We start from the raw sequence: 23297 nt of genomic DNA, 5'->3' as shown, positions 1-23297 counted from the left end.
ATCGCCCATCGCAGCGTTCGACTAGTAATCGAAGCTCTCAAACTTCACGTACTCTCCAACTGTCCATTCCAGTACTGACCTTCTCAGGCTGGGGCCGGTGCATACGTAGAACCGTCGCCGTCCCGCCACTCCTTCGGCCAGGACGTCGGCTTTCTCGATTCTCCGGGTGTGTACTTGAGCACCAAGCCGCCGGAGATTTTCGATCTCTGCGTCCTGTCCGGCATCGACCGCGCCGGTCACGAACAGCTTGGTCGTCGTTCCCAGCCCGTCGAGTCGGCCCAGGACATCGACGGCAAGAGGCAGGTCATCCGCTCTCAAGCTCCAGAGGACCTTCAGTCTCCGGCCGGATTCCAGTGCCGGTTGCGCCTGCGCCATGAGAGGCGTGATTCCTACACCGGCAGCCACCACAACGGTGTCGTCGTCCGCGTCGGCTTCGGCTGTGGTATCGGCGAATCTCATGTCCTCTTCGCCCCCGAAGCCCAGAACAGCGGCCTCAAGCGATGAACCGGGGTTCCACCCGGCGAGGAGATTCGTGACCGGACCCTGCTTACGGACCGTGATTTCGAACTCGGCACCGGTCAACGACTCCGGCTGCTCCGTTTCTGCGGTGTGCCCTGTGAGAGGAGCGGGCGGGCTCGTAATGGTGAAGGACCTGATGTAGTCATCGTTGAGCGATCGGGGGTCGTGCTCGCGCATGTGCGAGTATCCGCGATCAAGCTTGGCGGAGAAATCCAACAGGACATGCTGTCCCGCACGCCACGGCTTGAGGTTCGAGAATTCATCGCTCGACCTGGAGGAAGACGGGTCCGGAGCGAGACGGAAGGTGTACCGCGATATCGTCGGTGTGACAGCGGATTTGCGAATCAGTGTCGCGGTGGCTACACTCGTCGCCTTTCCGTCCGCATCGGTCTTGATAAAACCGGAGTCCGATCCGTTGATTTCGCGAGTCAGCTTGCGAACCGGCGGGTTGTAGGGAGACTGGTCCAGCAGTCGCCCACGGAACGGCAGCCCGTCCCTCACGAAGCGGGCCGCTTCCACCTTCACCCGGACAGCGAGCTTGCTGTGCGGCAGCACCGACGCGGCATCTGCGCCGATCAAAATCTCTGCCCGTCCCGTGACATAGAGAATGTCGCCGGTTTCGAAATCGGGAAAAGTAATTCCCACGGTCGGGTCGGACTTCAGATTTCCCAGCGTCTGATAGAGCTGGTTCCCCGAATACTCAGGGTAGACCAGGCTGACATCGTCTGCGCCGGAGTTGCTGAAGACCCGCACGAACCCGGGTGCCCCACCGCGGACATTGGTGTCCATGGTCTCGGTGCCGTGCCTGCTGGTGATGAGGAAAATATCGGATTTGCCGATGAGTGCCACGGCCTCGGGCGGCAACGGGAGCACATCACTCACCAGGGTGGGAGATGCTTCATGGGGCCATACGATTTTCCTGTTCAGGTACTTCGGGCAGTTGCCCAGTGTTTCATCGACGGCGACAGCCATCTGTACGTTCACCGGTCCCTCGTCTCCGACGGCAGCCGCATTTTCTTCCGGCTGCCTTGCCAGGACCGCACCACCGAGCATTCTTCCGGCGAGCTTGACTCGTGACCTGGTCTCCAAGTTGATCGCCAAACCGGAGACCTGCTTTCCGCCCCCTCCATGATTGACGACTCTTGCGTCGTGGGAAGGTCCGTCCCCACTCGCTTCTCTTTTCCCGTCATCAGCTTCGGAGATACGGCTGCCCTTGTCGGAGAACAGCGCCTCCAGTACGGGGTCGAATCCAATTCGCTCCCCGTTGCCCTCCTCCGGTCGACGTTCCAGATGAGCGAGGGAGCTCAGTGCCAGCACTCCGGCCGCGATCGGCCTGGTTGTTCCTGGCTGGCCGCCGAGAATGGTTGTCCAGAGATGGCCCTTTTCGTCGACTGTTCCCAGCGCGAAAAGGGGGCTCTGTGCCATCCAGAGTCCGTACTCCATCGGCAGGCCGCGCGTCGTGGGATTATCGAAGTACGGCACCCCGAGAAGCCGCTGCATCGTTACCTCGCCGTGGTGCCATGGGTACCGGGAATCAGAGAGGTTCGTTGACATGTTGTTGTCCTTTCCAGCTTCTGGCTTACGCGAGCGGGCGGTTTTGAGGGGTCGTGCGGTGTCTTTGTGTGCCGGCCGCGACTGCCGTATTTCAAGGAGCCGCGATCGAGCGCCTGGAGCGGTAAGCGGATCGCGTGTCAGTTCGGGACCGCCATGACGAGGGCGAAGCGGGTGGCCGGATCGGGTAGTCCCAGTTGCGGAAGGTGCCCCGGGCGGCGACCGGATCGACGGAGAAGGCGCCGCCGCGCAGAACCTTGTAGCCGGGGCCGAAGAAGACCTCGGAGTACTCCTTGTAGGGGAAGGTGGTGAAGCCGGGGTAGGGATCGAAGTCCGAGGACGTCCACTCCCAGACGTCGCCGATCAGTTGCCGGGCGCCGCTGGGTGCGGCGCCGGCGGGATAGCTGCCGACCGGTGCCAGCTGGAGGTGGCGCTGGCCGAGGTTGGCGTGCTGGGGGCCGGGCTCCACGTCGCCCCAGGGGTAGCGGCGGGAGCGACCCGTGGTGGGGTCGTGCCGGGCGGCCTTCTCCCACTCCGCCTCGGTCGGCAGCCGCCGTCCCGCCCAGCGGGCGTATGCGTCGGCCTCGTACCAGCACACGTGCAGTACGGGCTCGCGGGCCGGGACCTCCTCGGTCACACCGAACCGGCGGCGCAGCCACTGCCCGTGCTCCCGGTGCCAGAACAACGGCGCCGCGATGCCCGTCTCCTGGATGTGCCGCCATCCCTCGGGCGTCCACCACCGGGGGTCGTGGTAGCCGCCGGCCGCGACGAACTCCTGGTAGGCGGCGTTGGTGACGGGCACGGTGTCCAGCCAGAACGCGGGGACGTCCACCCGGTGGTGCGGGCGTTCGTTGTCGAGCACAGGGCTCGGTGCTGGTGCCCATGGTGAACGGGCCGCCGGGGACCAGCACCTCGCGGGGCAGCCGGGCCGCGTCGGCGGGCGCCGGGGGGCGGCGCGGGCGCGTGCAGGACGGGTTCGCCCCGGCGCAGTTGAAGGTGGCGAGCATCGTCTCGTCGTGCTGCTGTTCGTGCTGGGCGAGCATACCGAAGACGAATCCGCCCGCCAGCAGGGGATCGGGGCTGTCGGGTGAGGTGTCGAGACGTGGCCTGCGATCGCTTCCACGGGCTCGTAGGGCTCTTCGTAGGCCCACAACCGCGTCCGCGATGGCCTTCTCGGGGGTGACCAGGCTGAAGTACGACGCCTCCCCCTCGTGGGGGCCGGGTATCTGCCGGAGGAACCCCGGCGCCGGCCGCGAACCGGCGCCGACCCTTCCGGCGACGACCGCCGCCTCGGAGGTGAGGTTGAGATCCCCCATTTCCCCGATTCTTGAACTGCGGCTACAAAACTTGACCATAAAAAACTCCGCCAGTTGCGACGTCCGGGGTGTGAGCTAGACGTCCGGGGTGTGAGCTAAAGGGAGTCGACCGTCGCGTCAATCACCCGGCGAAGCCGACCCGGCTCCTCGGTGACGCGCGCCAGGAGCCGCAGCCCCACCATGATGCTCAGGAGCATGCTGCCCAGGGGTACGGGGTCACGTTCCGGAGCGATCTCTCCCGCCCGCTGGCCTTCCTCGATCAACGCCTGGAAGACACTCTCGACCAGGTCGAAGTCGCGGCGGACCACGCGGACCGCCTCCTCGTCGGTTCCCGCGAGTTCGCCCGCGGTATTAACGACCATGCAGCCTCGGGCACCCTCCTCGGCCATGAACACCAGCGCCTTGCGGAGGCGCTCCTTGACCGGGGTGGGCTCCTCCAGCAGCTCCGACAGGGCGCGAAGCCGGACGTCGACATAACGGCTCAGCGCCTGTTCGAACAGCGCACGCTTGCTCCCGAACGCGTTGTAGAGGCTCCCCATGCCGATGCCGACTGCATCCGCGAGGTTCTGCGGGGTGGTGGCGGCGTATCCCTTCCGCCAGAACACCTCCATGGCCTGCTCGACGGCAACATCCGGATCGAACTGCTTGGGCCTTGCCATGGCTACACGCTAACACCATTCTTGAACTGTAGCTCAAATTGGTGAGTGTGATGAAGCACATCAATTTTGTGTGTCGGCAGGCCCGAGCGGAAGCCCAGACGCCCCAGAGGGGCGCTCGCGAAAACCCGCCGGTCCCATCCAGCCGCAAGAGCCCGGCCACCGTGGTGGACACCACCCAGAGTGAGACTCTCCCCGAAATCGCCGACCGCCACAGCCGCGCATACAACACGCTCCGCAACCAGTGGGCACGCTCTGCGGGCCACTTCTTCCAGCACGGCACGGACGGCCTCAGTCCAGTTCCAGCCGGGTCAGGTCGCCCACCACGGCCAGGACATGGGGGGAGAGATTCGGTGCGCTGCGTGGTGCGCTCACGCACGACGTCGGCCTCCTTCGGACGGGCGAGCGCCAAGCGACTGCTGGAGTCAGCCTTGGAGGGCGAGATCACCGACCATCTCGGCTATGACAAGCACGATGCGGCGGGCAGGAACGGCGGCAACTCCCGCAACGGCGAACTCTCCAAGACGGTCCTGCCCGATGTCGGCCCGGTGGAGATCGTCGTGCCCCGCGACCGCCACGGCTCCTTCGAGCCGAAGATCGTCAAGAAGCGGCAGAAGCGCCTGCCCGGGGTCGACGAGATGGTCATCTCGCTGGCCGCGAAGGGCAGACCACCGGCGAGGTGCAGGCCGACGCACGCTCCTGCCCGCCAAGTCCATCGACGACCGCTACCTCACCCAGGACGACCGCATCGTGATTGCCGAAGGGCTGCTCGCCGGCCGAACGGCCGTGCAGATCGCCGAGGACATCGACAAGCACCGCTCGACTGTCTACCGGGAGATCTCTCGCGGCCGGGGACCCGACGACCGCTACAACCCGTAGTGGTCACACAACCAGGACCTCAAGGAGCGCTGGTCACCACAGCAGCTCACCCGTCACCTCGCGCGCAGCAGCCCTGGCCGGCCTGACATGAATGCCTGCCCGGAGACCATCTACCGCGCCCTCTGCAACGGACTCCTCGACAAACGCACCGCCCGCCTGCGCACGCGGAGGACCCGTCGGAAGAAGCAGCGCCGAGGCATACCCACCAAGAACGCCATCCCGAACATGCGGCCGGTCCACACCCGCCCCCGCGAGGCCGAGGACCGCGGGCGGGCCGGGCACTGGGAGGGCGATCTGATCGTCGGCAAAGGCCAGAGATCCGCAATCGGCACGCTGGTCGACCGGGCCACCCGCTATGCCCGTTGCCGGGTGTTGACGGGCGGGGTCGTCCGTGGCGGAATCACCGGCAGGTGATCAACGGGGTGTTGTGGCGGTTGCGGACGGGTGCTCCGTAGCGTGATCTGCCAGAGCGCTTCGGGCCGTGGCGGACGGTCTATGAGCGGTTCGCCCGCTGGGAGGCGGACGGGACCTGGGCCCGCCTGCTCGAGGAGGTCCGGGTCCGCGACGACGCTGTTGGGGCCGTGGAATGGACGGCCTCGGTCGACTCCACGATCAACCGGGCCCACCAGCACGCCGTCGGCGCCCGCAAAAGGGGCGTCGGCGGGGGACGAACTGGAAGATCCGGAACGCGCGGCGGCTGGTCAGGCGCTCGGTCGGTCCCGCGGCGGGCCGGCCACCAAGGTCACCTCGCCTGCGACGGCCGGGGCCTGCCCCTGGCCGTCGTCGTCCCGCCGGGCAACGTCAACGACTCCACCGCCTTCGACGCGGTCCTGGACGCGGTGAGAGTGCCCCGGACCGGCGTCGGGCGGCCGCGTCGCAGACCCGACGCGGTCATCGCCGACAAGGCGTATTCGTCACGGGCGATCCGCCAGACGCCCTGCGGCGCCGGGGCATCCGGGCGGTGATCCCGGAAAGGGCTGATCAGAGGGCCGACCGGATGCGGCGCGGCCGGGCCCGCGGCAGACCGCCGGCCTTCGACCGTGACCTCTACAAGGCCCGCAACATCGTCGAACGCTGCTTCAACCGGCTCAAACAGTTCCGGGCCATCGCGACCCGCTTCGACAAACTCGCGGCCCGCTACCAGGCCGGACTCCACCTCGCAGCACTCGTTCTCTGGCTCCGCGAACCCAGCCAAGATCATTTGTCAGACAGGCCTAGGAGTTCCGGGCTTCCTTGGCACGCTGATAGTGGCGCCGGGCCTTCATCCGGTTACCGCATTCGGCCATGGAGCACCATCGGGCACTGTTGGGCTTGCTTCGGTCGAGAAGGAAGCGTTGGCACTGCGGGTTTGCGCAGGGCCTGAGCCGTCCCGGCTTGGTCTCCTGCAGGCTGGCCCAGGTCAGCACCGACTCAACTGCCATGCGGCGCGTGGCGGGTACCTGAAGGGACCATTCGAGCTTCCCGTCCGCGATGTCGGGAATGCTGTTGACTCCCTTGAGGAACTCACCCAGGCACGCCGGTTCGCGCTCCCCTCTCACGACGTCTTGAAGGGCGTCGCGTGCGGCGATGAGGCAGCTGAGTTCGTCACTCGCCCCGCTCCCCCCATGCTGGCGCGCCCATGCTCGGCCCTCGGAAGGAGTGCCGAGAGCATCGCGTGTCGAGCCCGCGACCACGGGGGTCGTGTTGAGTAGCTCCAGCAGCAGGTCTTCTTGATTCCTGTCTATCACCACGACCGGCCCCTAACCCCTTTTCCACTGTCGACGGGTTACCTGACTTTGTTGCCTAATCTAACCATCACTCCTCATTATACGGGTTAAGGTGCGAGTGGGCGGGACACCACGCTCTCGCCCCAGCCCCCATCAGCCGCTCACCCTCCGTGCGCCACTCGCGTCCATCGGCTACAGGCAGGCGGAGTTGCATGCAGACAGCAGCACCCCCGTGCGCATACACGGCACCCCCGGGGCAGCCCCCGTCCCCGGGGGTCGAGGCCCGAGTCCGAGTACCGGTCCGCGAGGCAGATTCCGGCGGCGGACAGGGTGCGCGCGGTCCTGCACGGGCCCTCGAGCGGCGCCGTCGTCACCGTCCTCGCCGTGCCGGGGGCGCTGATCTGGTCGAACGCCAGCCTGCGGCGTACGAGTCGCGGCGACGCTGTCCGATGCGATCGCAGAGGCACGGGCACGCACATCACCTCGCCGCTCCGGCGTCTCCCAGGGTCCGAGCCGAGGGGGCGTCGGCGCACTCCCGCGCGATTCCGCGTCAGGCTGCACTCGCCGTACCGTGCAGCACGTTCCCGGCCGGCGAAGCGGCCGAGGGCACAAATAGTGCAGCCGCAGGCGTGAGGGGGCAGGCAGCCGCATAGCCGGACCCGATCATGGCCGGGCAGTGCACAGGTTCGCACCGGCCGCCCGGCAACGGCGAGGGCGGCGATGCAGATCTCCTGAGGGAAGGCCGTCGCCTCGGCTCGCGAATCCGCCCCGCTGCGGCCGCGCATGCCTTCCGTTGCCTCTTCGCCGGTCTGCGACGCCCAGAGGGAGCCACCGGCCGGGGAGGCACCGAGGGGCCGCGTCGGCCGCATGCCGCGGACACCGTCCCCTGTCCCGGGTTCTGGCGGATCTGCCGACTGTTCGCCCCCTCCCTGCTCGGCCCGCAGGGATGCGTGGGGGCTCGGCGGATTACGGGCCGCCACCGAGCCCACCGGCTCCGGCCGCCGTACCGGGCACGGGCCTCCGGGCGGAATCCACACCCCCTGCAGACCGACGACCTGCCCAAGGGGCCGGGTCATCCGCGAAGGGCCGGGTACTGCGAGGGCCGGACACCAGCACTAACCACTAAAAATCCCTTGACAGGTTAGTCATTGCGTGTTGGACTGCTTCTAACTACGCAAAGAAAACATGGAGGTCGACATGAGCAGCGTTGTGCATCACCGCACCGCCACCGTCAACGGCATGGATGTCTTCTACCGGGAGGCCGGAGACCCGCAAGCGCCGGCGCTTGTGCTGCTTCACGGCTTCCCCACGAGCTCGCACATGTTCCGGAACCTGATCCCGGCACTCGCCGACGCCTACCGCGTCATCGCGCCCGACATGATCGGCTTCGGACAATCGGCCATGCCGACGATCGACGAGTTCGACTACACCTTCGCCGCCCTCACCGACGTGACCGCCGGCTTGCTTGAGCAGCTCGGTGTCGACCAGTTCGCGGTCTACGTGCAGGACTACGGAGCGCCCGTCGCCTGGCGGCTCGCCACGCGGTCTCCGCAAAGCATCACCGCGATCGTCACGCAGAACGGCAACGCCTACACCGACGGGTTCGTCAAGGAATTCTGGGACGGGCTGTTCGCCTACACCGAGAACCCGACACCCGAGACCGAAGCCCCCGTCCGTGGAGCCCTGTCCCTCGAAATGACCCGCTGGCAGTACCTCAACGGGGTCGCGGATCCGAGCCTTGTCAGCCCGGACAACTGGACCATCGACCAGGCGCTGCTCGACCGCACGGGCAACGACGCCATCCAGCTCGCACTGTTCCGCGACTATCCGACCAACGTCGCCCTCTACCCCCAGCTGCAGCAGTACTTCCGCGACAGCCAGGTGCCGCTGCTGGCCGTATGGGGGGCCAACGACGAAATCTTCGGCCCCGACGGAGCACGCGCCTTCCAGCGCGACCTGCCCGACGCCGAGATCCACCTCCTGGAGTCCGGACACTTCGCCCTGGAGAGCCACTTGGAGGAGATCGCGGGCCACATCCGCGGCTTCCTCGCCCGCGCCACCTCCTGACACGCACAGGCTGCGCGCCACCCGCTGACCGGCCGACAAGTAAGCCCCCGGCCGGTCCCCCACAGCAGAGCATTTTCAGCAACCGCCCAGGACCGGACATGTACCACCTGCAGCGCACCTTCGATCCGATACCGCAATCCGTCGGCCATGCGCGAGGGTTCGTCACCTCCGCCATTGGCTGCCACGTAGACACCCCGCGATGCGACGACATCCGCAGCTGTGTCTCCGAGCTGGCCAGCAACGCCATTCTGCACACCGGCGGCAGCGGCAACCCTTTCGTCGTCCGGGTTTCCACCGACCAGCACGGATGTGTCCGTCTGGAGGTTCACGACCAGGCCCGCGATACGGGACCAGTACTGGCGGACCACCAGGACACCGACGCGACGGAAGGACGGGGAATGCTCATCGTTCAACTCCTCTCGGACGACTGGGGCGTCGATCCATCCCCCACAGGCAAGGTGGTGTGGTCACACTTCGCCAGCGCGGCGCAGGCCGCGGAACATGCCGCCTGCAAGCCACCGACCGGGCCGGCCGCGCGACCCGGCCTCCCGACGACCTGACACACATGGCTCCCACAAGGCAGCGCTGGTCGAGGCTCGCCTCGACGCGGGTCCGGCGGCGACTTCGGCAACAGCCGACTTCAGCTCCAACATCGCCGACCTGGTCAATGCGGCTGACTACCTGCGCAGCACGTTCCGAGCGCCCAGCATTCTCGTCGGCCCGTGAGCATTTTCAGCATCGTCTCTCCAGGGTGAGGACGGTTTTGGCGATGACGCTCTGCGGTTGGGGCTGATGTGGGATCTGCGGAAGATCTGTCAGGACTTCAGCCGTGCCATACCGCGTTCGACGGGAGCTCCGGCCTGGGCGAGTGTGCGGTTGACGGTCCGTTGGGGTGAGGGTGAGCTCCCCGCATCGCCCACGACACCATCATGATTCTCAACATCCTCGGGCCTTGCCCCCGAAGAGTGGACACCTGTTCGTGTCGTTATGCGGCGAGTGTCAGGGTAGCTGACTGTCGCTCGTAGGCGATCGGCGCCTGCTGTCCGCTCGCCGAGTGCCGTCGGCGGGTGTTGTAGCGCGTGGTCCAGCGGAAGACGGCCAGGCGGCAGGCGCGGGCCCCGTCGAAGCGGCGAAACGCCGTTCGTGCGGGGCCGGGGCCCACGGTCTACGGGTCTATGACTGGGCCCGGGCCGAAGTCCGTCCCTGGCACCGGGAAGACCGCCGGCACTGGGCCCTGGCCCGCCGCAGCCTCACCCGTCCCGGGGAGATCGCCTACTACATCGCCTACGCACCCGCCGAGGGCACCCTCGACGATCTCGTTCAGGTGGCCGGAGCCCGGTGGGCGATCGAGGAGTGTTTCCAGAGCGCCAACAGGAGTGTGGTCTGAACGACTACCAGGTCCGCCGCTACCCGGGCTGGCACCGGCACATCACCCTCGCCATGGCCGCCCACGCCTGCCTGACCGTCCTGAGGGCCGCCGAACTCGAGGCCGGGAAAGCAGAAACGGATCCTCCGGCCTCGTCCTCTTTGAGCCTGCCGGAACTCAGACGCCTGATCACCCGCCTCGCTCCAGGGCCCCGACCAGCCGTCTTCCACGTCCTGCACTGGTCCACCCGGTGCCGCCGACGCCAGCACCAAGCCCGCATCTGTCACTACAAACGACGAGGCCACACCCCACCAGAACCCAAACCACCGTCACACCAAAAACCGTTGCAGTACTGGGCGATCCGGACCACGGTGACCTTGCCGAACACCGTGTCCGGCATCCGGTGCCGGCCACGCTCGATCCGGGAGCGCTCGGCACCGGCAGCGTCCACGACCTCCTCACGGCGCACTTCGTCCGTGGCCCGTAGCGTCAGGTGGTCCCGGAACAACTGCCGGATGACTTCGCGCATCCACGCACCCAGCAGGTCCTCCGACTGCGCGTGCGTCATCACCGCAGCTTCCGGGGCCGCCAACTCCGTACACGCCGAGGCGAACAGACCCGCCGAGCCGGCGAAAGCGTCCTCACACTCCGCGAGCGCGTCTTGGGCCAGCCCCCACGACGCTCACCACCCCTGCTTCCTGCCGTCGACCTTGAACAGCCCGGATGAAGGCTCGGCCAGGATCCCGCGCTCCACCAGCCGCTTCAGCTTCGAGCGCATCCCCTCGCATGCCGCGGCTCGGTGCCCAGACCCAGAGAACCTTGACGCGGCATAGCCGTTTCGCGGATATCCACGGGTAGGGCAGGGTGCGGACGGCGTATCACTCGCACCCTGCCCACTGATCGGTTCGGCAGTCCCGTTCGCTGCCTACGGAGCGAGGACCACCTGTGCGGCGTAGGCCAGTCCGGACCCGAATCCCAGTAGCAGGGCGGGTGCACCGGAGGGGATGTCGCCGGCTTCCTTCATCCGCGACATGGCGAGAGGGATCGTGGTGCCGGAGGTGTTGCCGGAGGTGACGATATCTCGCGCGATCACTGCGTTGGGCAGACCTATGCGGGTGGCCAGCGTATCGATGATGCGCAGATTGGCCTGATGAGGTACGAAGACAGCGATGTCCTCAGGGAGAAGCCCTGCCCGCTCGATGGCGGCTGTGGCAACGGGCGCCATCTGAGTGGTGACCCAGCGGTAGACGGTCTGTCCTTCTTGTCGGAAGTAGCGGGTGTGCTCGTCGATGGTCACCGCGTCGTGAAGGTCGCCGGAACTTCCCCAGACCACGGGGCCGATGCCGACGTGATCGGCAGGGCCGACAACGGCGGCGGCGGCACCGTCACCGAGGATGACAGAGGTCTTCCTGTCGTTCATATCCAGCCACCCGGAGAAGCGTTCAGACGCGACGACCAACACGTGGCGGGCCTGCCCTGTCTGGACCGCAGCGCTGGCGACACCAAGACCATAGACGAAGCCGGAGCAGCCTGAACCGATATCGAAAGCGCCGGGCGCAAGGGCGCCGAGCCGGTGGGCCAGTTCGGGTGCGGCCGCCGGGACCGGGGAGGGGAGCGTGGAGGTCACGACGAGCACCAGATCGATGTCACGTGCCTCGACTCCGCTGTCGGCCAGGGCTTTGCCGCTGGCGCGCTCGGCCATGTCGATGACCGTCTCGTCGGGGTCGGCCCAGTGTCGCTCGGTGATGCCGACGCGGGTGCGAATCCATTCATCGCTGGTGTCGACACCACGGTCGATGAGATCGAGGTTGGTGACCGTGTTCGCCGGGCGGTAGTGGCCAACGCCCAGAATGCGTGTTCCGGGGGTGATGGGGGTCGCGTTGAGGTGGACGGTCATGGGAAGTCTGCCTCGGGTCTCTTTGTAGCGAGTCGTCTAACGGAAAATAGTAAATGATCCCGTGATACTAGACTGTTGTCGTGTTCGATATCCAGTACGCGCTTGGACCGACCAACCGGACTGGTCGACCAACTCGCCGACCGTGACGCTACGGCCGGATGGCTCGCCGGAGAGCTTGGCTACGACTCTCCGATTTCGGGACGCGACCACGCGGGCTGCTTGAAGACCGACCACCGCATCGTGGTCCTGGGTGCCGGATCGGCGGCGATCGGGGTTGCCGACATGATCTCCACCGCACTCGTGGATGAAGGCCTCACCCAGCAGCAGGCGGCCGACCGCTTCTGGTTCGTCGATATCGACGGCCTGCTGGTGCGATCCCGCAGTGAACTCACGCCCGAGCAGCGCATCTACGGGCGCGACGACACGGAGGTACGGCACTGGGGCGCGGGTGCACCGGATCTGGCGCGGGTCGTCGGTGCGGTGAGGCCGACGGTGCTGATCGGGCTGTCCACGTCGCATGGCGCGTTCACCGAACAGGTGGTGCGAACGATGGCCGACGTCTGCGACCGGCCTGTGATCCTTCCGCTGTCCAACCCGACCTCGCACGCCGAGGCCGACCCCGCCGACCTCGCCCGATGGACCGGCGGCCGGGCACTGGTCGCCACCGGCTCGCCGTTCCCGCCGCTGAAGGTGGACGGACGCGAAGTGCCGGTCGCTCAGGCCAACAACGTCTACGTCTTCCCCGCCATCGGGCTGGCCGTGACGCCGGCCGGGCCACCCGGGTCACCGGCCGAATGATGGTGGCGGCGGCAGGGGCCGTGGCGGAGTGCGCGCTGCAAGCCGGCTCAGACGGAGCGACCCCGCTACTGCCCCCGCTGGTGGGCATGCGGGACGCGGCCCGGGAGATCGCGCTTGCCGTGGCCAAGGCCGTGGTCGAGGACCACGTCGCACCCCAGGCCACGGAGGCCGAGCTGCGCGCCGCGATCTCGGCGGCGCAGTGGACACCACGGTACGCGTCCGGAGCTATCACGGATCGGCGTCTCGCTCTTGATTGGGGTGAAGCAGATCGGGGCCACCGACGGACATCCGGCAGCTTGACCACTTCCTCGCCATCATGGACCACGGCGGCTTGAACCGGGCGGCCTCGGCGCCGTACGTCCCGCAGCAACCGGCGCTGTCGTAGACGGCGCGGTCGCTGGAGCACGATCTGAGGGCCACCCTGTTCCACCGCATCGGCGAGCGGGTGGTACTCACGGAGGGGGCCTGCGCTGATCGAGCCCCGCTCGCGCGGCGGTGCGCAGCATGCAGAGGGCGCGGGCCGGCGTCGACGCGGTGCGGGAACTGGGGACTGGCAGGCCCGACAACGACGCGATGCCGCCCCCCGCCGTCGAACCTTTCACCTCGATGATCCGCAGCTTCATGCGCCGTCATCCCAGGGTGCGGGTGCGCATGCGTGCCGCCTTCACGGGAGGTCGTCTCCCGTCCCCTCGGCGTGCGAGGGCTCGGGCAGATGACCCCGTCGGACGGCCCGTTTCCGGCGGCAGGCCGGTTGCCGGCGACGAGTTGGCCGGACACCGGCTGATCGGACTGCCCCCAGTTCCGGCGAACCGCCGCGACGGCCCAGCGGTGGCGGTCTTGCACCACCACTCGGGCACACGGAACCTCGTTGCGCACCCATGCATTGTTCGAGGACATCGCGCTCCATCTCCAGTCGAATGACGCGACGTCAGGGGCCGCACCCTCACTGCGTGCACCCCTTGGCGCGGCCGCCTGTCAGCCGTAGTGCGTCCACCACAGGTTGGTGGAGCAGCCCTCTCCTTCTGCGCAGTAGAAGAACTCTGGACCGGTGGGGCGCGTGGTTGCGTATACGCGCTTGTTGTTGTCGTCCGCGGCGCTCTGGCACTGCACGAACTCCGTCTGAGAGGGGGTCCCCCAGTAGGTGCCCACCTTGTCTTTGTGCAGCTCTGCCGCGTGCAGGGGGGCTTCAAGTTCCCGGTAGGAGTGGGCTGCCGGTGATGCCCCCAGATCCAGAGGGCGTGTTCGGGTGTGTCCCGGATAGCTCGGGTGGTCTCGGCGATGTTGTCCGCTCCCAGCAGCCGCAGCCGGCCGATGGCCAGATTCCGCAAATACGGCCATCGCCCGCGGCGCGCTGCCGGTGTGGACGGTGGAGGCGTCCTCGGCGAACACCACATCTCTGACATGGTGGCTCGAATTTTCACTTCCCCAGTGCCCACGCACGCATCCGGCACGCGCTGGAGGTGGGCGCGCAGGCGGCCGGTGTCGTGCGGGTGGAGGGGGCCCAGTTTCGCCAGGGCGGCAGGGATCGCGGAGGATGGGACCGGCAGGCACGGGACCTCGTGTGATCAGCCGGCGTAGACACGCTGACGATCACCGGTCTCGTGCCTGTGCTGTTGCCACGTCAACTCCTGCTGAGCACGGACGATCTACGCGATCCCGGAACCTGCAACCGCCCTGTCACGGTGACCCTTCGCCGAAGGGCTCGGCCAGCGGTGGTGATGCGAGGTATCGGCGCGAAGAGGACGCCCTGGACCGAAGAGCACGGCAACCAAGATCTCCGACAGAGTCAGGCACACCGCAGTGCGGCCACGCACCCATGTCGGGCAGGATGGCGACCGCCACACGGATCTCCTCCGAGCACTCCCCCGCCGCGGCCGGCCCACCTCCGCCGGCTCCATCGAACTGCGGGATCAGCCTGTCGTCCGGCCCCGGCGTTCTGCGGTCAGAGGGCGACGGAGGTACTGAAAACGCGCTGTGCCGGGGGCGCGGCGAGGAAGGCTCCCAGCTCGCTGGGCGCGCCTTCGGGGGTGGCCCGCCATGCGGCGTAGGCGTCGTGCGCGGCTGCGGTCTCCCATCGCTCGATCACGATGTACCGCTGCCTGTCCGCGTCGTCGATGATGACTTCGAGTCCCAGGCAGCCGGGGAAGTCGGCTGTCTGTGCCAGCAGCCGCTGAATGACAGCCGTGACGTCTCCGGCGTCTTCGCGGATCACGAGTTCAAGCAAAACTGCTGTAGACATGGTTGATCTTTCGGGTGGTATGGACAGACCCCCCCCCAGAACGGGGCCGGGTCAACGGATGTGCATCTGGCGGTGCCGACAGCACGGCGTGGTAGAGGAGGAGGTCCCCGCGCGTGATGCCGTTGCGCGGTGGCGTAGTTCTTCCGTGCCTCGTCTTGCAGTATGCCGATGTCGGGCGGGCCTCCGTGCGTGGAGGCGGGTCCCTGACGTCAGCCTCGGAACAGCGCGCCCGAATCGGGAACCGGGGCATAGGCGTTGAGTGAGGACAGCAACTGCCACGACGTGGCGGTCGCAGCGGTGACGACCGGCAGGTCGACGACGGCTTCCGCCGCGGGAATCGCCTCCAGGGACGGCATCTGCACGCACGCGCTCAGCACCACCGCGTCGGCCCCGCGCGTGTCAAGTCGACGCACGATGTGGGGCAGCCGTTCCGGGTCGAGACGCCCGACGGCGAGGTTGTCGTCCACTTCCAGGCTGATCGCGTCCTGGACCTCGATGCCTTCGCCCTCGATGTAGTCAACCACGAGGGCGGTGAGCGGCTTGAGGTACGGGGTCACGATCGAGACCTTGCGGGCGCCGAGTCGGTGCAGGCCGGCGATGAGAGCCCCCGCGCTCGACACCACGTCCACGGGCGAACCCACGTCCGCCGATGTGTGGGTGAGCCGCTTCTCGATGTCTCGGTGCGCCCCACGGCCTTGGGACATGATGGCGACCAGGCAGGCGTAGGCCATCACGTCCACCGAGGCGTCGGCCAGTTCGACCACCGCGCGGTCGGCGTCCGCGTTCATCGCGGCGAGCTCTTCCGCGCTGACCGTCTTCATCCGCATCCGGCTGGAATGGAAGGTGAACCGGTCGCCGGTCACTGCCGAGACCCGTCGCAGTACTTCGGGGACCTCCGTCTCCATCGTCGTGTTGGAGCTCGGCACCAAGAGTCCAACGCGGTAGTCATTCATGACCATTCACCTTTCGCGAGCGACCGGGTATGGCACAACCGTTTCACCGAGTACCTCGTCGTGGAACGCCCTGCCGATACCCCCTACTCGCGGGGCGAGGACCGCGTTCTCCCGAGGTACGGAGGAAGGTCGTCAGTGCGGCGGCTCACACATGCAGGACGGTGTGCCGCGGGGCGTAGTAGGCGCTCTCGTGCTCCGCGATCGGCACGGCGCGAGCCCAAGACCGTGTCCTATGTGTGAGTCGAAGGAGTCGTTTGGAGCAGCGGAGGGCGGCGGCGAGGTCGAGGAAGGCCAGGTAGTTGCGGGGTGGCGTTCGTAGCGGTGGTTGAGTCGGCGGTAGCCGGTCAGCCAGGACATGGTGCGTTCGATGACCCACCTGCGGCGCCCCAGCCGATCGCTGGACTCGACGCCTTTGCGGGCGATGCGGACTCCGATGTGCTTCCCCCAGAGCCACTTCCGCTACGACTCGCGCTCCTGCCAAACCCCGGCTGAGCAGGAACGTCCACCGTACCGACGACAACATCACCCGCCCCGGGCGGTGGAACCCGGCGCCCGCCCTACGCGACAGCCGGGCCACCGGCCTGCCCACCATCAGCTCCGGCAAGCGTGAGGGTCCGCCGACTCCGTCGGCGGACCCTCACGAAGGATCGAGACCAGAAGCGCAGATCGGGTGCCCTGCGGCCGACGAGCGCATGGGCGTCGGCGGACTCCGGCGGATAGGCGACCGATAGGGCCGAGACGGCCTCCGACCGGTACCGCGAGAATGCGGGCTGCCGCGCATGTGGTCGAGGAGCGCAACGTCCCTACGGCCGTGTCCGCGAGGCGGTGCGGCCGGCCACATGTCTACGCAGTTGTCTGATTTACTGCCGGACTTCGCCGACGTGGACGGGTTGGGCGGCGCGGACTGTCCGGCGGGCGGGCACTGCGCGGCGCTCGCCCGCGGCGGAGCCGGGTTCGCGCTGAACCGCGGGCCGGCCGCCCGAACCGGCGGGTGTCCGCCGCCGAGGCAGCGGGCACCCGGCACCCGTGCTGAGCGGATCGGTCACTGGGACGCGGCGAGCGTGATGGCCGTGGCCACCGCGACGATGACGAACAGGACCGGGACCACGGCGGCGGAGCGGGAGGCGGTGTCACCGTAGTCGCCCCACTTCACGTGGAAACCGATGGCACCGAGGAACAGGACGGCCAACCCGACGGCGGCCGCGATGCCCAGCGGCTGCCACCAGATGCCCGCCACGAGCCCGGCCGCCGCCGCCACCTCGGCGAGGCCGATGAGACGGACCAGCGCGGAGCTGAGCCCCTTCGCGACGAGACCGTCCGGGACGTCGCCCTTGAGCTGCGCCTTCGGGGCGCCCGCCGCAAGGGAGACAAGGGCGAGGAGAACACTGAGGATGACAGCGGCGATGTACACGAGGGTCCTTGAGGAGAGAGCAGAGGAAGACGGGGATGGGTGTGCGGGGCCGCACCGGTCCGTCCGCGCGGATGCCGCGGGGACAGGGGATTCGGTGGTGCCGCCCCTGTGGATGCGCGCCGACCGTTCGTACGGCGGCGGTGACCGCCGCCAGGGCGTGCCGGATACGGGTGCGTCGGCGCGGGTGATGCGCTTGACCGCGCTCCCGGACCGATGTGTTGCGAACCCCTGGACCAGTGTCAGCCGCGGGGATCGTGGCTGTGCCGCGCGTCAGGTACCGATGGTGCGCAGGGCCGCCGCGAGCTTGCCGAGGTCGAGCCCCGCCAGATGGTCCAGGAAGTTGTGCCGGACGGAGGCCAGGTGGGTCGGCCAGGCCGTCCGCAGCCGGGTGAGGCCCTCATCGGTGAGGACGGCGTTCCAGCCGCGGGCGTCCTGAGCCGACTTGACCCGCTGGATGAGCCCCTCTTTCGCCAACCGGTCCGCCAGGCGCGACATACCGCTGCCCGACATCTCGACCGCGGAGGCCAGGTCGCCCATGCGCATCTGCTGGTCCGGAGCTTCGGAGAGGAAGGCCAGGGCCATGTATTCGATCAGGGAGAGGCTCTGCTCACGCAGCATGTCGGCGTCGACTGCGCGCGGCAGGGCGTAGATGACACGAGCGAGCGACCTCACAACGGCCTCTTCGTCCGTGGTGAGGGGCTGTGGCACGGGCACGGCGGAATCCGGCTGCCCCTCGTCGCTCGACACGAGGACATGATAGTCGGCTGTCAGGGGAACCCGCCAAGCTTGCTCGGGTGGGAGCAGAGCTCAAGTCGCCACGACGTGCTCCACCGGCCGCGGACCGCGCCGTGGCGGTCCGTCACGGCGCATGCGGACGACGACCGGACGGGCCCTTCTGCCGGCCCGCCGCCGTGTGTCCTGTCGAGAATGGGCGACCGCCGGGCTCCCGCAGCGCCGTCCACGCTGTCGGCCGGGAGCCGCCCGGTCGCACCTGTGTGTCGTGTGCCCGCTACCGGCTCCGCGGCCGCCCGGGGGAGGCCGCGGATGTGGGGACGTTACGCGGCGCGCAGCGGGGCGAGGGCCTTGCTCCAGGCCAGCACCTGGTCCAGCGTGGTGTTCAGGGCCTCGAGCTGGAACTCGCCGGGCTTGAACACGCTGAAGTTCTCGAAGTCGTGGAACAGCGACAGCGACACCTGCGAACGCACATCCGCCATCTGCAGCTCACCCGCGATCAGGCGCAGGTGCTCCACGGCGCGGGCGCCGCCCAGACCGCCGTAGCCGACGAAGGCGACGGCCTTGTTGTTCCACTCGGCGTAGAGGTAGTCGATGGCGTTCTTCAGGGCGCCGGACGTCGAGTGGTTGTACTCGGGCGTCACCATGACGAAGCCGTCGAACGAGGCGATCTTGCTCGCCCACTCCTGCGTGTGCGGCTGGGCATACTGGCCCAGCGACGGCGGAAGCGCCTCGTCCAGGTGCGGGAGCTTGTAGTCGAGGAGATCGACCAGCTCGAACTCCGCGTCGGTGCGCTTCGAGGCGACGTCGTGCACCCAGCGGGCGACAGCCTCGCCGCTGCGTCCCGGACGGGTGCTGCCGAGGATGATTCCGATCTTGGTCACGTCAAAACCCTTCATGGATGATGGCCCCGTGCCCGTACGGGCGTGCATGTAGCCCTGACAACCGGATGGGGGATATACTTGCTTCGACAAGCAATCTAGTAGGAAGAGCTTGTTTCGTCAAATAAATGGATCGCCCTCGCGACGGGTCCGGGATGCGCTGCCTCGCCCCACGGGGATTCCCGGCCGGCCCCTCCCGACGGACGGCCGCCGACCAGATCCGCTGCGAGCGAAGGAGGTCATCACCGCAGGCCAAGACCGATCCGGTTTCACACGGCGAGGAAACGCGGGGCTCGAACGAGAGCACCACGGCGAAGCACGGAGCCGGACCGGTCGACCGACGGAAGCATTTTTCACCGCACACACACGAGGTATGTCCCGATGGCACGCAAGCCCACCCCGCCCCCAGAAGCACTGCAACCGCTCACTCCCGAGGAGGAAGCAGTCGTCCGGGCTCTTCCCTCCCTCCTGTACGCCCTGCCACGCGCCATCGACGCCCAGATGTCACGGGAGCAGGGGCTGTCGAACACGGAGTATCTGACCCTGATGCGTCTGTCGGAGGCACCCGATCGACAGTTGCGCATGCACGAGCTCGCCCGCGCCATCGAGATGTCCCTCAGCGGTACGACCCGCATCGTGAACCGGTTGGAGAGCGAGGGCTACATCCAGCGGCTGCGCTGCGACAGGGACGGCCGCAGCTGGCACGCCTCGCTGACCGATGCCGGCTTCGCCCGCCTGGAAGAAGCCTGGCCCACCAATCTGGCCGCGATACGCCGGCACTTTCTCGACCACCTGACGGAGCTGGACCTCAAGCAGCTCGCGACCGCTCTGCAAAACGTCGCGACCTGAGGCGTCGCCGCGGACGGCCACGGCGCGATCGCACCCGGCCAGCTGCGGACGACCGGCGGTGAGCGGCCGACGGTGAGCCGCTTACGGCCCGTCGGCTTCCGGCCGGCGGCGAACGCGGTCGGCAGTCCGTCGGCGACGCGCGTGCGGTCCGCGGTGAGCGGCCGGCAGTCCGTCGGCGCCTGGTCGGCGACGCGCGTGCGGCCGGCAGTCCGTCGGCGGTGCGCCTCCGGCCAGTGGCCGGAGGAATCGCCCACGTGACCCCGAGCGCACCCCTCGTCCATCACGGCCGCGACGCGGCGCAGCGTGGACCACGCCCTTCGGGTGTGACGCAAGGTACAGATCCCCGACACCCGCAACCGCTCCCGAGTCGATTATATTTGCTTCGCGTAGCAATTAAATGGCCTGTGCGCCCCACCGTGTCGTCACCTCGTGGTGCCGCGCCGAACGGATCCGAACCGATCCACTCGTGCAACCGTCACTCGTCGCATGCCGCGCGGCCGACCTCCGATTCCGCAAGACGACGCACGACCGATTCTCGGGAAGGAAACCCATGACTCTCACCATCGCCAACGCGCAGACCGACCTCCCCCTGCCCGGGAGGGCCGTCGACGGGACGGGCTCCGGGCGGCACCGGGGCATGCGTGCCGATGAGGACGGCTGGGCACCGGAAGGCGAACTCGCGGGACACGGGCGGCACCGCAGCGTGGACGGCACCGGATGGCTGCCGTCGGCGGACGCCCCCGGCGACACCCGCCAGTCCACCATCGCCCCAGACCCAGCGAACAGGACGTAACCCGCAAGACCGTCTTTGAACAGATCGAATTGCTGGGCGAGATCGTGCCCGTGCTGCGCAAGGAGTTCGCGACGGGCCGCCCGGCCGACGTTCCGGACGCCCCCACGCACGCCGCCCGCACCGCGGCGGCTTCGGAGCGGGCCGCACGCCCGGAGGGACCCGCGATGAGGCGCACCCTCACCGTCTTCTCGGCCGGAACTGCGGCTGCCGTCCTCCACCCGCATGCCAGCCGGCCGGCTCGCCGACGCCGCGCAGTGCCGGAACGCGGACCATGACGCTGACCAGCGTCGTCACCCTGGTCGTCGGCGTGGTGATCACCTTGGTCTCCATTGCCTCGGGCACCGGCGGCACACCCTCCGTGATCGAATTCCTCGTGGGCGGCGCGATCTCCGGCTTCGGCTTCGGCAGCTTCCGGCAACGCGCGGCGTGTCGCATGTCCACGTGCGCCACCCGGAAGAGCGCACGGCCGTATGCCCGCCGCCGTCGCCGACCGCGCCGGCTCCCGTAGCCCACCGCGCCGGCCGCCGGTGCCGACGGTCCGCGACGCCCGGTCTCACGACGACGAAACCGTCACCGCCTTGACTGGTTACGCAGAAAGGCGGCATGATCTCACCTGTCCAACCGGTGACGCACATGATGTGCGCCCCCGTCCACGAACAGAGAAGCGAAGATGGATCTGAAACTCGAAGTTGTGGTGCTGCCCGTCTCGGACGTCGACCGGGCCAAGGCCTTCTACGAGAAGGCGGGCTTCCGTCTCGACGTCGACTACGTCGCCGACGACAGCTACCGCGTGGTGCATCTGACACCCCCCCGGATCGCAGTGCTCGATCCTCTTCGGCACCGGGGTCACCACGGCCACACCCGGTTCGGTGCAGGGCCTGCACCTCATCGTCTCGGACATCGTGGCGGCCCACGCCGAACTCGTCGACCGCGGCATCGAGATGAGCGAGGTCTTCCATGACACGAGTGGGGTCTTCCACCGCGGCACCGAGGAGGGACGCGTCAGCGGCCCCGCGCCGAAGCGCGCCAGCTACGGTTCCTTCGCCACGTTCAGCGACCCGGACGGCAACGGGTGGGCGCTCCAGGAAGTGACGACCCGGCTTCCCGGCCGGTGACGACCGCCCCGCACCCGCACCCCCTCAAGACACCGCCCCGGCCGGCTCGCTTCCGGCGGAGCCGCCCCCTCCCCTGAGCGACAGGAGCAGTGATGGACGAGGCCTTCCGCGCCTACGACGTGATCGTCATCGGCGCGGGCCCGGTGGGTGAAAACGTGGCCGACCGGGGCCCGTGCCGCCGGGCTCACCACCGTGATCGTGGAGCGCGAACTGCTCGGTGGCGAGTGCTCGTTCTGGGCCTGCGAACCCAGCGAGGCCTTGCTGCGGCCCGTGGTGGCCCGCGCCGACGCGCCGCGTACCGGGACTGGGTGACGCGGTGCGAGGACCGCTGGACGTGGACGCCGTCCTCGCGCACCGCGACAGGATGGCCGCCCACTGCAAGGACGAGGACCAGGTCGACTGGCTCGACTCGGTCTCCGTCGACCTGATACGCGGTCACGGCCGCCTCACCGGCCCCCGTCGGGTATCGGTGAGGACCCCTGACGGAGACACCGCACGGCTGACCGCGCGCCACGCCGTCGCGCTCTGTACCGGTACCGGCACCGCCCTGCCCGACATCCCCGGCCTCGACGCCGCGGCCCCGTGGACAACCGTGAGGCGACCAGCGCCGACCGTGTGCCCCGCCGCCTGGTCGTGGTGGACGCGGGTGTGGTCGCCGTCGAACTGGCCACCGCCTGGCAGGCGCTCGGCTCCCAGGTGACCCTCCTCGTACGCGGCGACGGCCTGCTGACGAGGATGGAACCCTTCGCCGGCGAACTGGTGGCGGACGGACTCCGCGAGGCCGGCGCCGACATCCGACTGGGAACCGAGGTCGTCTCCGTGGAGCGGCGCCCGGGCGGATCGGGCGACGAGGTACGCGTCACCTGACCGACGGTGAGGAACTGATCACGGACGAGATTTCTGTTCGCCACCGGCCGCGCACCGCGGACGTCGGCCTGGAGACCGTCGGCCTCACCCCGGGGACTGGCTGACCATGGACGACACCTGCCGGGTGACCGCCGTCACCGACGGGTGGCTCCACGCCGTCGGCGACGTCAATCGCCGGGCGCTGACGACCCACCAGGGCAAGTACCAGGCCCGGATCGCGGGCGCGGCCATCGCCGCCCGCGCCGCGGGAACGCCGCTCGACGACGGCCGCTGGGGCGCCCACGCCGCGACGGCCGACCACACCGCCGTGCCACAGGTGGTCTTCACCACGCCCGAGGTGGCCTCCGCCGGCCTCACCGCGCACGAGGCGAAGCGGACCGGTCGCCAGGTCGAGGTGGTGGACTACGACCTCGCCCGGCTGGAGGGCGGGCAGCAGTACGCCGAGGCTACCGCGGCCGGGCCCGCATGGTCATCGACACCGAACGCGGCACTGTGGCGGGCGTCGCCTTCGCCGGGCCCGGGGTCGGCGAGCTCCTCCACTCGGCGACGACCGCCGTCACGGGAGAGGTGTCCCTGGAACGGCTCTGGCACGCCGTCCCCGCCTTCCCCACGATCAGCGAGGTCTGGCTCAGGCTCCTGGAGACCTATCGGGACGGCGCCAGTAGACCCGCGTGAACCCGTCTGCCCGGCGATTCCGCGTAG

At 68.4% G+C, this 23297-nt stretch carries 20 protein-coding genes and 10 pseudogenes; 15 read left to right on the top strand and 15 right to left on the bottom strand.

The features are described from left to right. Nucleotides 1-21 precede the first annotated feature (21 nt). The 3 genes and pseudogenes from BLT82_RS34855 to BLT82_RS34845 all read right to left on the bottom strand — a co-directional run bounded on the left by BLT82_RS34855 (nt 22) and on the right by BLT82_RS34845 (nt 4045). Nucleotides 22-2073 carry a pyridoxamine 5'-phosphate oxidase family protein gene (locus BLT82_RS34855; RefSeq protein WP_093662226.1) on the bottom strand — a complete coding sequence of 684 codons (2052 nt, stop codon included), beginning with the start codon at nt 2071-2073 and terminating at the stop codon, nt 22-24. 91 nt (nt 2074-2164) lie between these two features. Continuing rightward, nucleotides 2165-3149 (bottom strand): annotated as a pseudogene (locus BLT82_RS34850) (SUMF1/EgtB/PvdO family nonheme iron enzyme); the annotation flags it as partial. Nucleotides 3150-3481: 332 nt separating this feature from the next. After that, nucleotides 3482-4045: a TetR/AcrR family transcriptional regulator gene (locus BLT82_RS34845; protein ID WP_093662224.1), complete on the bottom strand. Its 564-nt coding sequence runs from the start codon at nt 4043-4045 to the stop codon at nt 3482-3484. A 407-nt stretch (nt 4046-4452) separates the two neighbouring features. On the opposite strand from BLT82_RS34845, the pseudogene BLT82_RS34840 reads away from it, so the two are divergent. From BLT82_RS34840 to BLT82_RS38915, 5 genes and pseudogenes are all read left to right on the top strand, one after another. Continuing rightward, nucleotides 4453-4730, top strand: a pseudogene (locus BLT82_RS34840) (transposase); the annotation flags it as partial. An 11-nt stretch (nt 4731-4741) separates the two neighbouring features. After that, nucleotides 4742-4921 (top strand): helix-turn-helix domain-containing protein, encoded by a 180-nt coding sequence (locus BLT82_RS34835; RefSeq protein WP_093662222.1) that lies wholly within the window; start codon nt 4742-4744, stop codon nt 4919-4921. Between the two features lie 75 nt (nt 4922-4996). Next, nucleotides 4997-5335, top strand: a pseudogene (locus BLT82_RS34830) (IS30 family transposase); the annotation flags it as partial. A 47-nt stretch (nt 5336-5382) separates the two neighbouring features. Beyond that, nucleotides 5383-5886 (top strand): IS5 family transposase, encoded by a 504-nt coding sequence (locus BLT82_RS38920; protein ID WP_404205790.1) that lies wholly within the window; start codon nt 5383-5385, stop codon nt 5884-5886. Next, nucleotides 5883-6044 (top strand): annotated as a pseudogene (locus BLT82_RS38915) (IS5/IS1182 family transposase); the annotation flags it as partial. The gene BLT82_RS38920 and the pseudogene BLT82_RS38915, both read left to right, overlap by 4 nt. 91 nt (nt 6045-6135) lie before the next feature. On the opposite strand, the gene BLT82_RS34820 reads toward BLT82_RS38915, so the two are convergent. Continuing rightward, complete coding sequence (locus BLT82_RS34820) at nt 6136-6648, bottom strand: CGNR zinc finger domain-containing protein (protein WP_093662250.1); 513 nt, start codon at nt 6646-6648, stop codon at nt 6136-6138. Between the two features lie 1176 nt (nt 6649-7824). Here BLT82_RS34820 and BLT82_RS34815 point away from each other — a divergent pair. Both BLT82_RS34815 and BLT82_RS34810 read left to right on the top strand, forming a co-directional pair. Continuing rightward, complete coding sequence (locus BLT82_RS34815) at nt 7825-8694, top strand: alpha/beta fold hydrolase (protein WP_093662248.1); 870 nt, start codon at nt 7825-7827, stop codon at nt 8692-8694. Between the two features lie 98 nt (nt 8695-8792). Beyond that, the gene (locus tag BLT82_RS34810) at nt 8793-9254 is read left to right on the top strand and encodes an ATP-binding protein (protein ID WP_093662218.1); all 462 of its coding nucleotides are present in this window, start codon (nt 8793-8795) and stop codon (nt 9252-9254) included. Between the two features lie 172 nt (nt 9255-9426). Here BLT82_RS34810 and BLT82_RS36675 read toward each other — a convergent pair. Continuing rightward, nucleotides 9427-9603, bottom strand: a pseudogene (locus tag BLT82_RS36675) (IS5/IS1182 family transposase); the annotation flags it as partial. A 208-nt stretch (nt 9604-9811) separates the two neighbouring features. On the opposite strand from BLT82_RS36675, the pseudogene BLT82_RS34805 reads away from it, so the two are divergent. Further along, a pseudogene (locus BLT82_RS34805) lies at nt 9812-10233 on the top strand (IS701 family transposase); the annotation flags it as partial. 113 nt (nt 10234-10346) lie between these two features. Here the strand turns inward: BLT82_RS34805 and BLT82_RS34800 are convergent. Next, nucleotides 10347-10628, bottom strand: coding sequence for a hypothetical protein (locus BLT82_RS34800; protein WP_143041589.1), 282 nt, complete (start codon nt 10626-10628; stop codon nt 10347-10349). 357 nt (nt 10629-10985) lie between these two features. Next, nucleotides 10986-11957, bottom strand: coding sequence for a beta-ketoacyl-ACP synthase III (locus tag BLT82_RS34795; protein ID WP_093662214.1), 972 nt, complete (start codon nt 11955-11957; stop codon nt 10986-10988). 102 nt (nt 11958-12059) lie between these two features. Between BLT82_RS34795 and BLT82_RS38445 the strand changes: the two genes are divergently transcribed. Continuing rightward, nucleotides 12060-12755, top strand: coding sequence for a malic enzyme-like NAD(P)-binding protein (locus tag BLT82_RS38445; RefSeq protein WP_244529903.1), 696 nt, complete (start codon nt 12060-12062; stop codon nt 12753-12755). Between the two features lie 452 nt (nt 12756-13207). Here BLT82_RS38445 and BLT82_RS37490 read toward each other — a convergent pair whose 3' ends face one another. The 8 genes and pseudogenes from BLT82_RS37490 to BLT82_RS34755 all read right to left on the bottom strand — a co-directional run bounded on the left by BLT82_RS37490 (nt 13208) and on the right by BLT82_RS34755 (nt 18974). Beyond that, entirely contained in the window at nt 13208-13378 is a 171-nt protein-coding gene (locus BLT82_RS37490; protein ID WP_167746174.1) for a hypothetical protein, read from the bottom strand. Nucleotides 13379-13730: 352 nt separating this feature from the next. Further along, entirely contained in the window at nt 13731-13904 is a 174-nt protein-coding gene (locus tag BLT82_RS37485) for a hypothetical protein (RefSeq protein WP_167746173.1), read from the bottom strand. A 793-nt stretch (nt 13905-14697) separates the two neighbouring features. Continuing rightward, nucleotides 14698-14994 carry a putative quinol monooxygenase gene (locus tag BLT82_RS34780; protein WP_093662212.1) on the bottom strand — a complete coding sequence of 99 codons (297 nt, stop codon included), beginning with the start codon at nt 14992-14994 and terminating at the stop codon, nt 14698-14700. Nucleotides 14995-15203: 209 nt separating this feature from the next. Further along, the gene (locus BLT82_RS34775) at nt 15204-15947 is read right to left on the bottom strand and encodes a maleate cis-trans isomerase family protein (protein WP_093662210.1); all 744 of its coding nucleotides are present in this window, start codon (nt 15945-15947) and stop codon (nt 15204-15206) included. Nucleotides 15948-16212: 265 nt separating this feature from the next. Beyond that, a pseudogene (locus tag BLT82_RS34770) lies at nt 16213-16373 on the bottom strand (transposase); the annotation flags it as partial. Nucleotides 16374-16989: 616 nt separating this feature from the next. Then, nucleotides 16990-17358 (bottom strand): DoxX family protein, encoded by a 369-nt coding sequence (locus BLT82_RS37480; protein ID WP_167746172.1) that lies wholly within the window; start codon nt 17356-17358, stop codon nt 16990-16992. A 270-nt stretch (nt 17359-17628) separates the two neighbouring features. Further along, nucleotides 17629-18105, bottom strand: a complete 477-nt coding sequence (locus tag BLT82_RS34760) for a MarR family winged helix-turn-helix transcriptional regulator (RefSeq protein WP_244529900.1) — start codon at nt 18103-18105, stop codon at nt 17629-17631. A gap of 308 nt (nt 18106-18413) precedes the next feature. Next, nucleotides 18414-18974: an NADPH-dependent FMN reductase gene (locus BLT82_RS34755; RefSeq protein ID WP_093662206.1), complete on the bottom strand. Its 561-nt coding sequence runs from the start codon at nt 18972-18974 to the stop codon at nt 18414-18416. Between the two features lie 378 nt (nt 18975-19352). Here BLT82_RS34755 and BLT82_RS34750 point away from each other — a divergent pair, with 378 nt between their 5' ends. The 6 genes and pseudogenes from BLT82_RS34750 to BLT82_RS34730 all read left to right on the top strand — a co-directional run bounded on the left by BLT82_RS34750 (nt 19353) and on the right by BLT82_RS34730 (nt 23270). Further along, the gene (locus BLT82_RS34750) at nt 19353-19820 is read left to right on the top strand and encodes a MarR family winged helix-turn-helix transcriptional regulator (protein ID WP_093662204.1); all 468 of its coding nucleotides are present in this window, start codon (nt 19353-19355) and stop codon (nt 19818-19820) included. A gap of 550 nt (nt 19821-20370) precedes the next feature. Continuing rightward, complete coding sequence (locus tag BLT82_RS37475) at nt 20371-20613, top strand: hypothetical protein (RefSeq protein ID WP_167746171.1); 243 nt, start codon at nt 20371-20373, stop codon at nt 20611-20613. Nucleotides 20614-20618: 5 nt separating this feature from the next. Next, nucleotides 20619-20762: pseudogene (locus BLT82_RS38910) on the top strand (5,10-methylene tetrahydromethanopterin reductase); the annotation flags it as partial. A 122-nt stretch (nt 20763-20884) separates the two neighbouring features. After that, on the top strand, nt 20885-21121 hold the full coding sequence (locus BLT82_RS38430) for a hypothetical protein (RefSeq protein ID WP_093662200.1): 237 nt from the start codon (nt 20885-20887) through the stop codon (nt 21119-21121). 162 nt (nt 21122-21283) lie between these two features. Further along, nucleotides 21284-21728: pseudogene (locus tag BLT82_RS34735) on the top strand (VOC family protein). Between the two features lie 92 nt (nt 21729-21820). Further along, nucleotides 21821-23270, top strand: a pseudogene (locus tag BLT82_RS34730) (dihydrolipoyl dehydrogenase family protein). Nucleotides 23271-23297 lie beyond the last annotated feature (27 nt).

This window comes from Streptomyces wuyuanensis, assembly GCF_900103455.1.
Lineage (GTDB): Bacteria > Actinomycetota > Actinomycetes > Streptomycetales > Streptomycetaceae > Streptomyces > Streptomyces wuyuanensis.
The sequence above is the reverse complement of the archived record's forward strand: the minus strand, read 5'-3'. Positions and strand labels throughout refer to the sequence as shown.

Excerpts from the sequence above, each read along its gene's own strand:
- BLT82_RS37490 (WP_167746174.1), bottom strand. The coding sequence starts at position 13,378 with ATGAAGCTGCGGATCATCGAGGTGAAAGGTTCGACGGCGGGGGGCGGC.
- BLT82_RS34795 (WP_093662214.1), bottom strand. The coding sequence starts at position 11,957 with ATGACCGTCCACCTCAACGCGACCCCCATCACCCCCGGAACACGCATT.
- BLT82_RS34810 (WP_093662218.1), top strand. The coding sequence starts at position 8,793 with ATGTACCACCTGCAGCGCACCTTCGATCCGATACCGCAATCCGTCGGC.
- BLT82_RS34775 (WP_093662210.1), bottom strand. The coding sequence starts at position 15,947 with ATGAATGACTACCGCGTTGGACTCTTGGTGCCGAGCTCCAACACGACG.
- BLT82_RS34750 (WP_093662204.1), top strand. The coding sequence starts at position 19,353 with ATGGCACGCAAGCCCACCCCGCCCCCAGAAGCACTGCAACCGCTCACT.
- BLT82_RS34855 (WP_093662226.1), bottom strand. The coding sequence starts at position 2,073 with ATGTCAACGAACCTCTCTGATTCCCGGTACCCATGGCACCACGGCGAG.
- BLT82_RS34815 (WP_093662248.1), top strand. The coding sequence starts at position 7,825 with ATGAGCAGCGTTGTGCATCACCGCACCGCCACCGTCAACGGCATGGAT.
- BLT82_RS34800 (WP_143041589.1), bottom strand. The coding sequence starts at position 10,628 with ATGACGCACGCGCAGTCGGAGGACCTGCTGGGTGCGTGGATGCGCGAA.
- BLT82_RS34780 (WP_093662212.1), bottom strand. The coding sequence starts at position 14,994 with ATGTCTACAGCAGTTTTGCTTGAACTCGTGATCCGCGAAGACGCCGGA.
- BLT82_RS34845 (WP_093662224.1), bottom strand. The coding sequence starts at position 4,045 with ATGGCAAGGCCCAAGCAGTTCGATCCGGATGTTGCCGTCGAGCAGGCC.
- BLT82_RS38430 (WP_093662200.1), top strand. The coding sequence starts at position 20,885 with ATGACGCTGACCAGCGTCGTCACCCTGGTCGTCGGCGTGGTGATCACC.
- BLT82_RS37475 (WP_167746171.1), top strand. The coding sequence starts at position 20,371 with ATGACTCTCACCATCGCCAACGCGCAGACCGACCTCCCCCTGCCCGGG.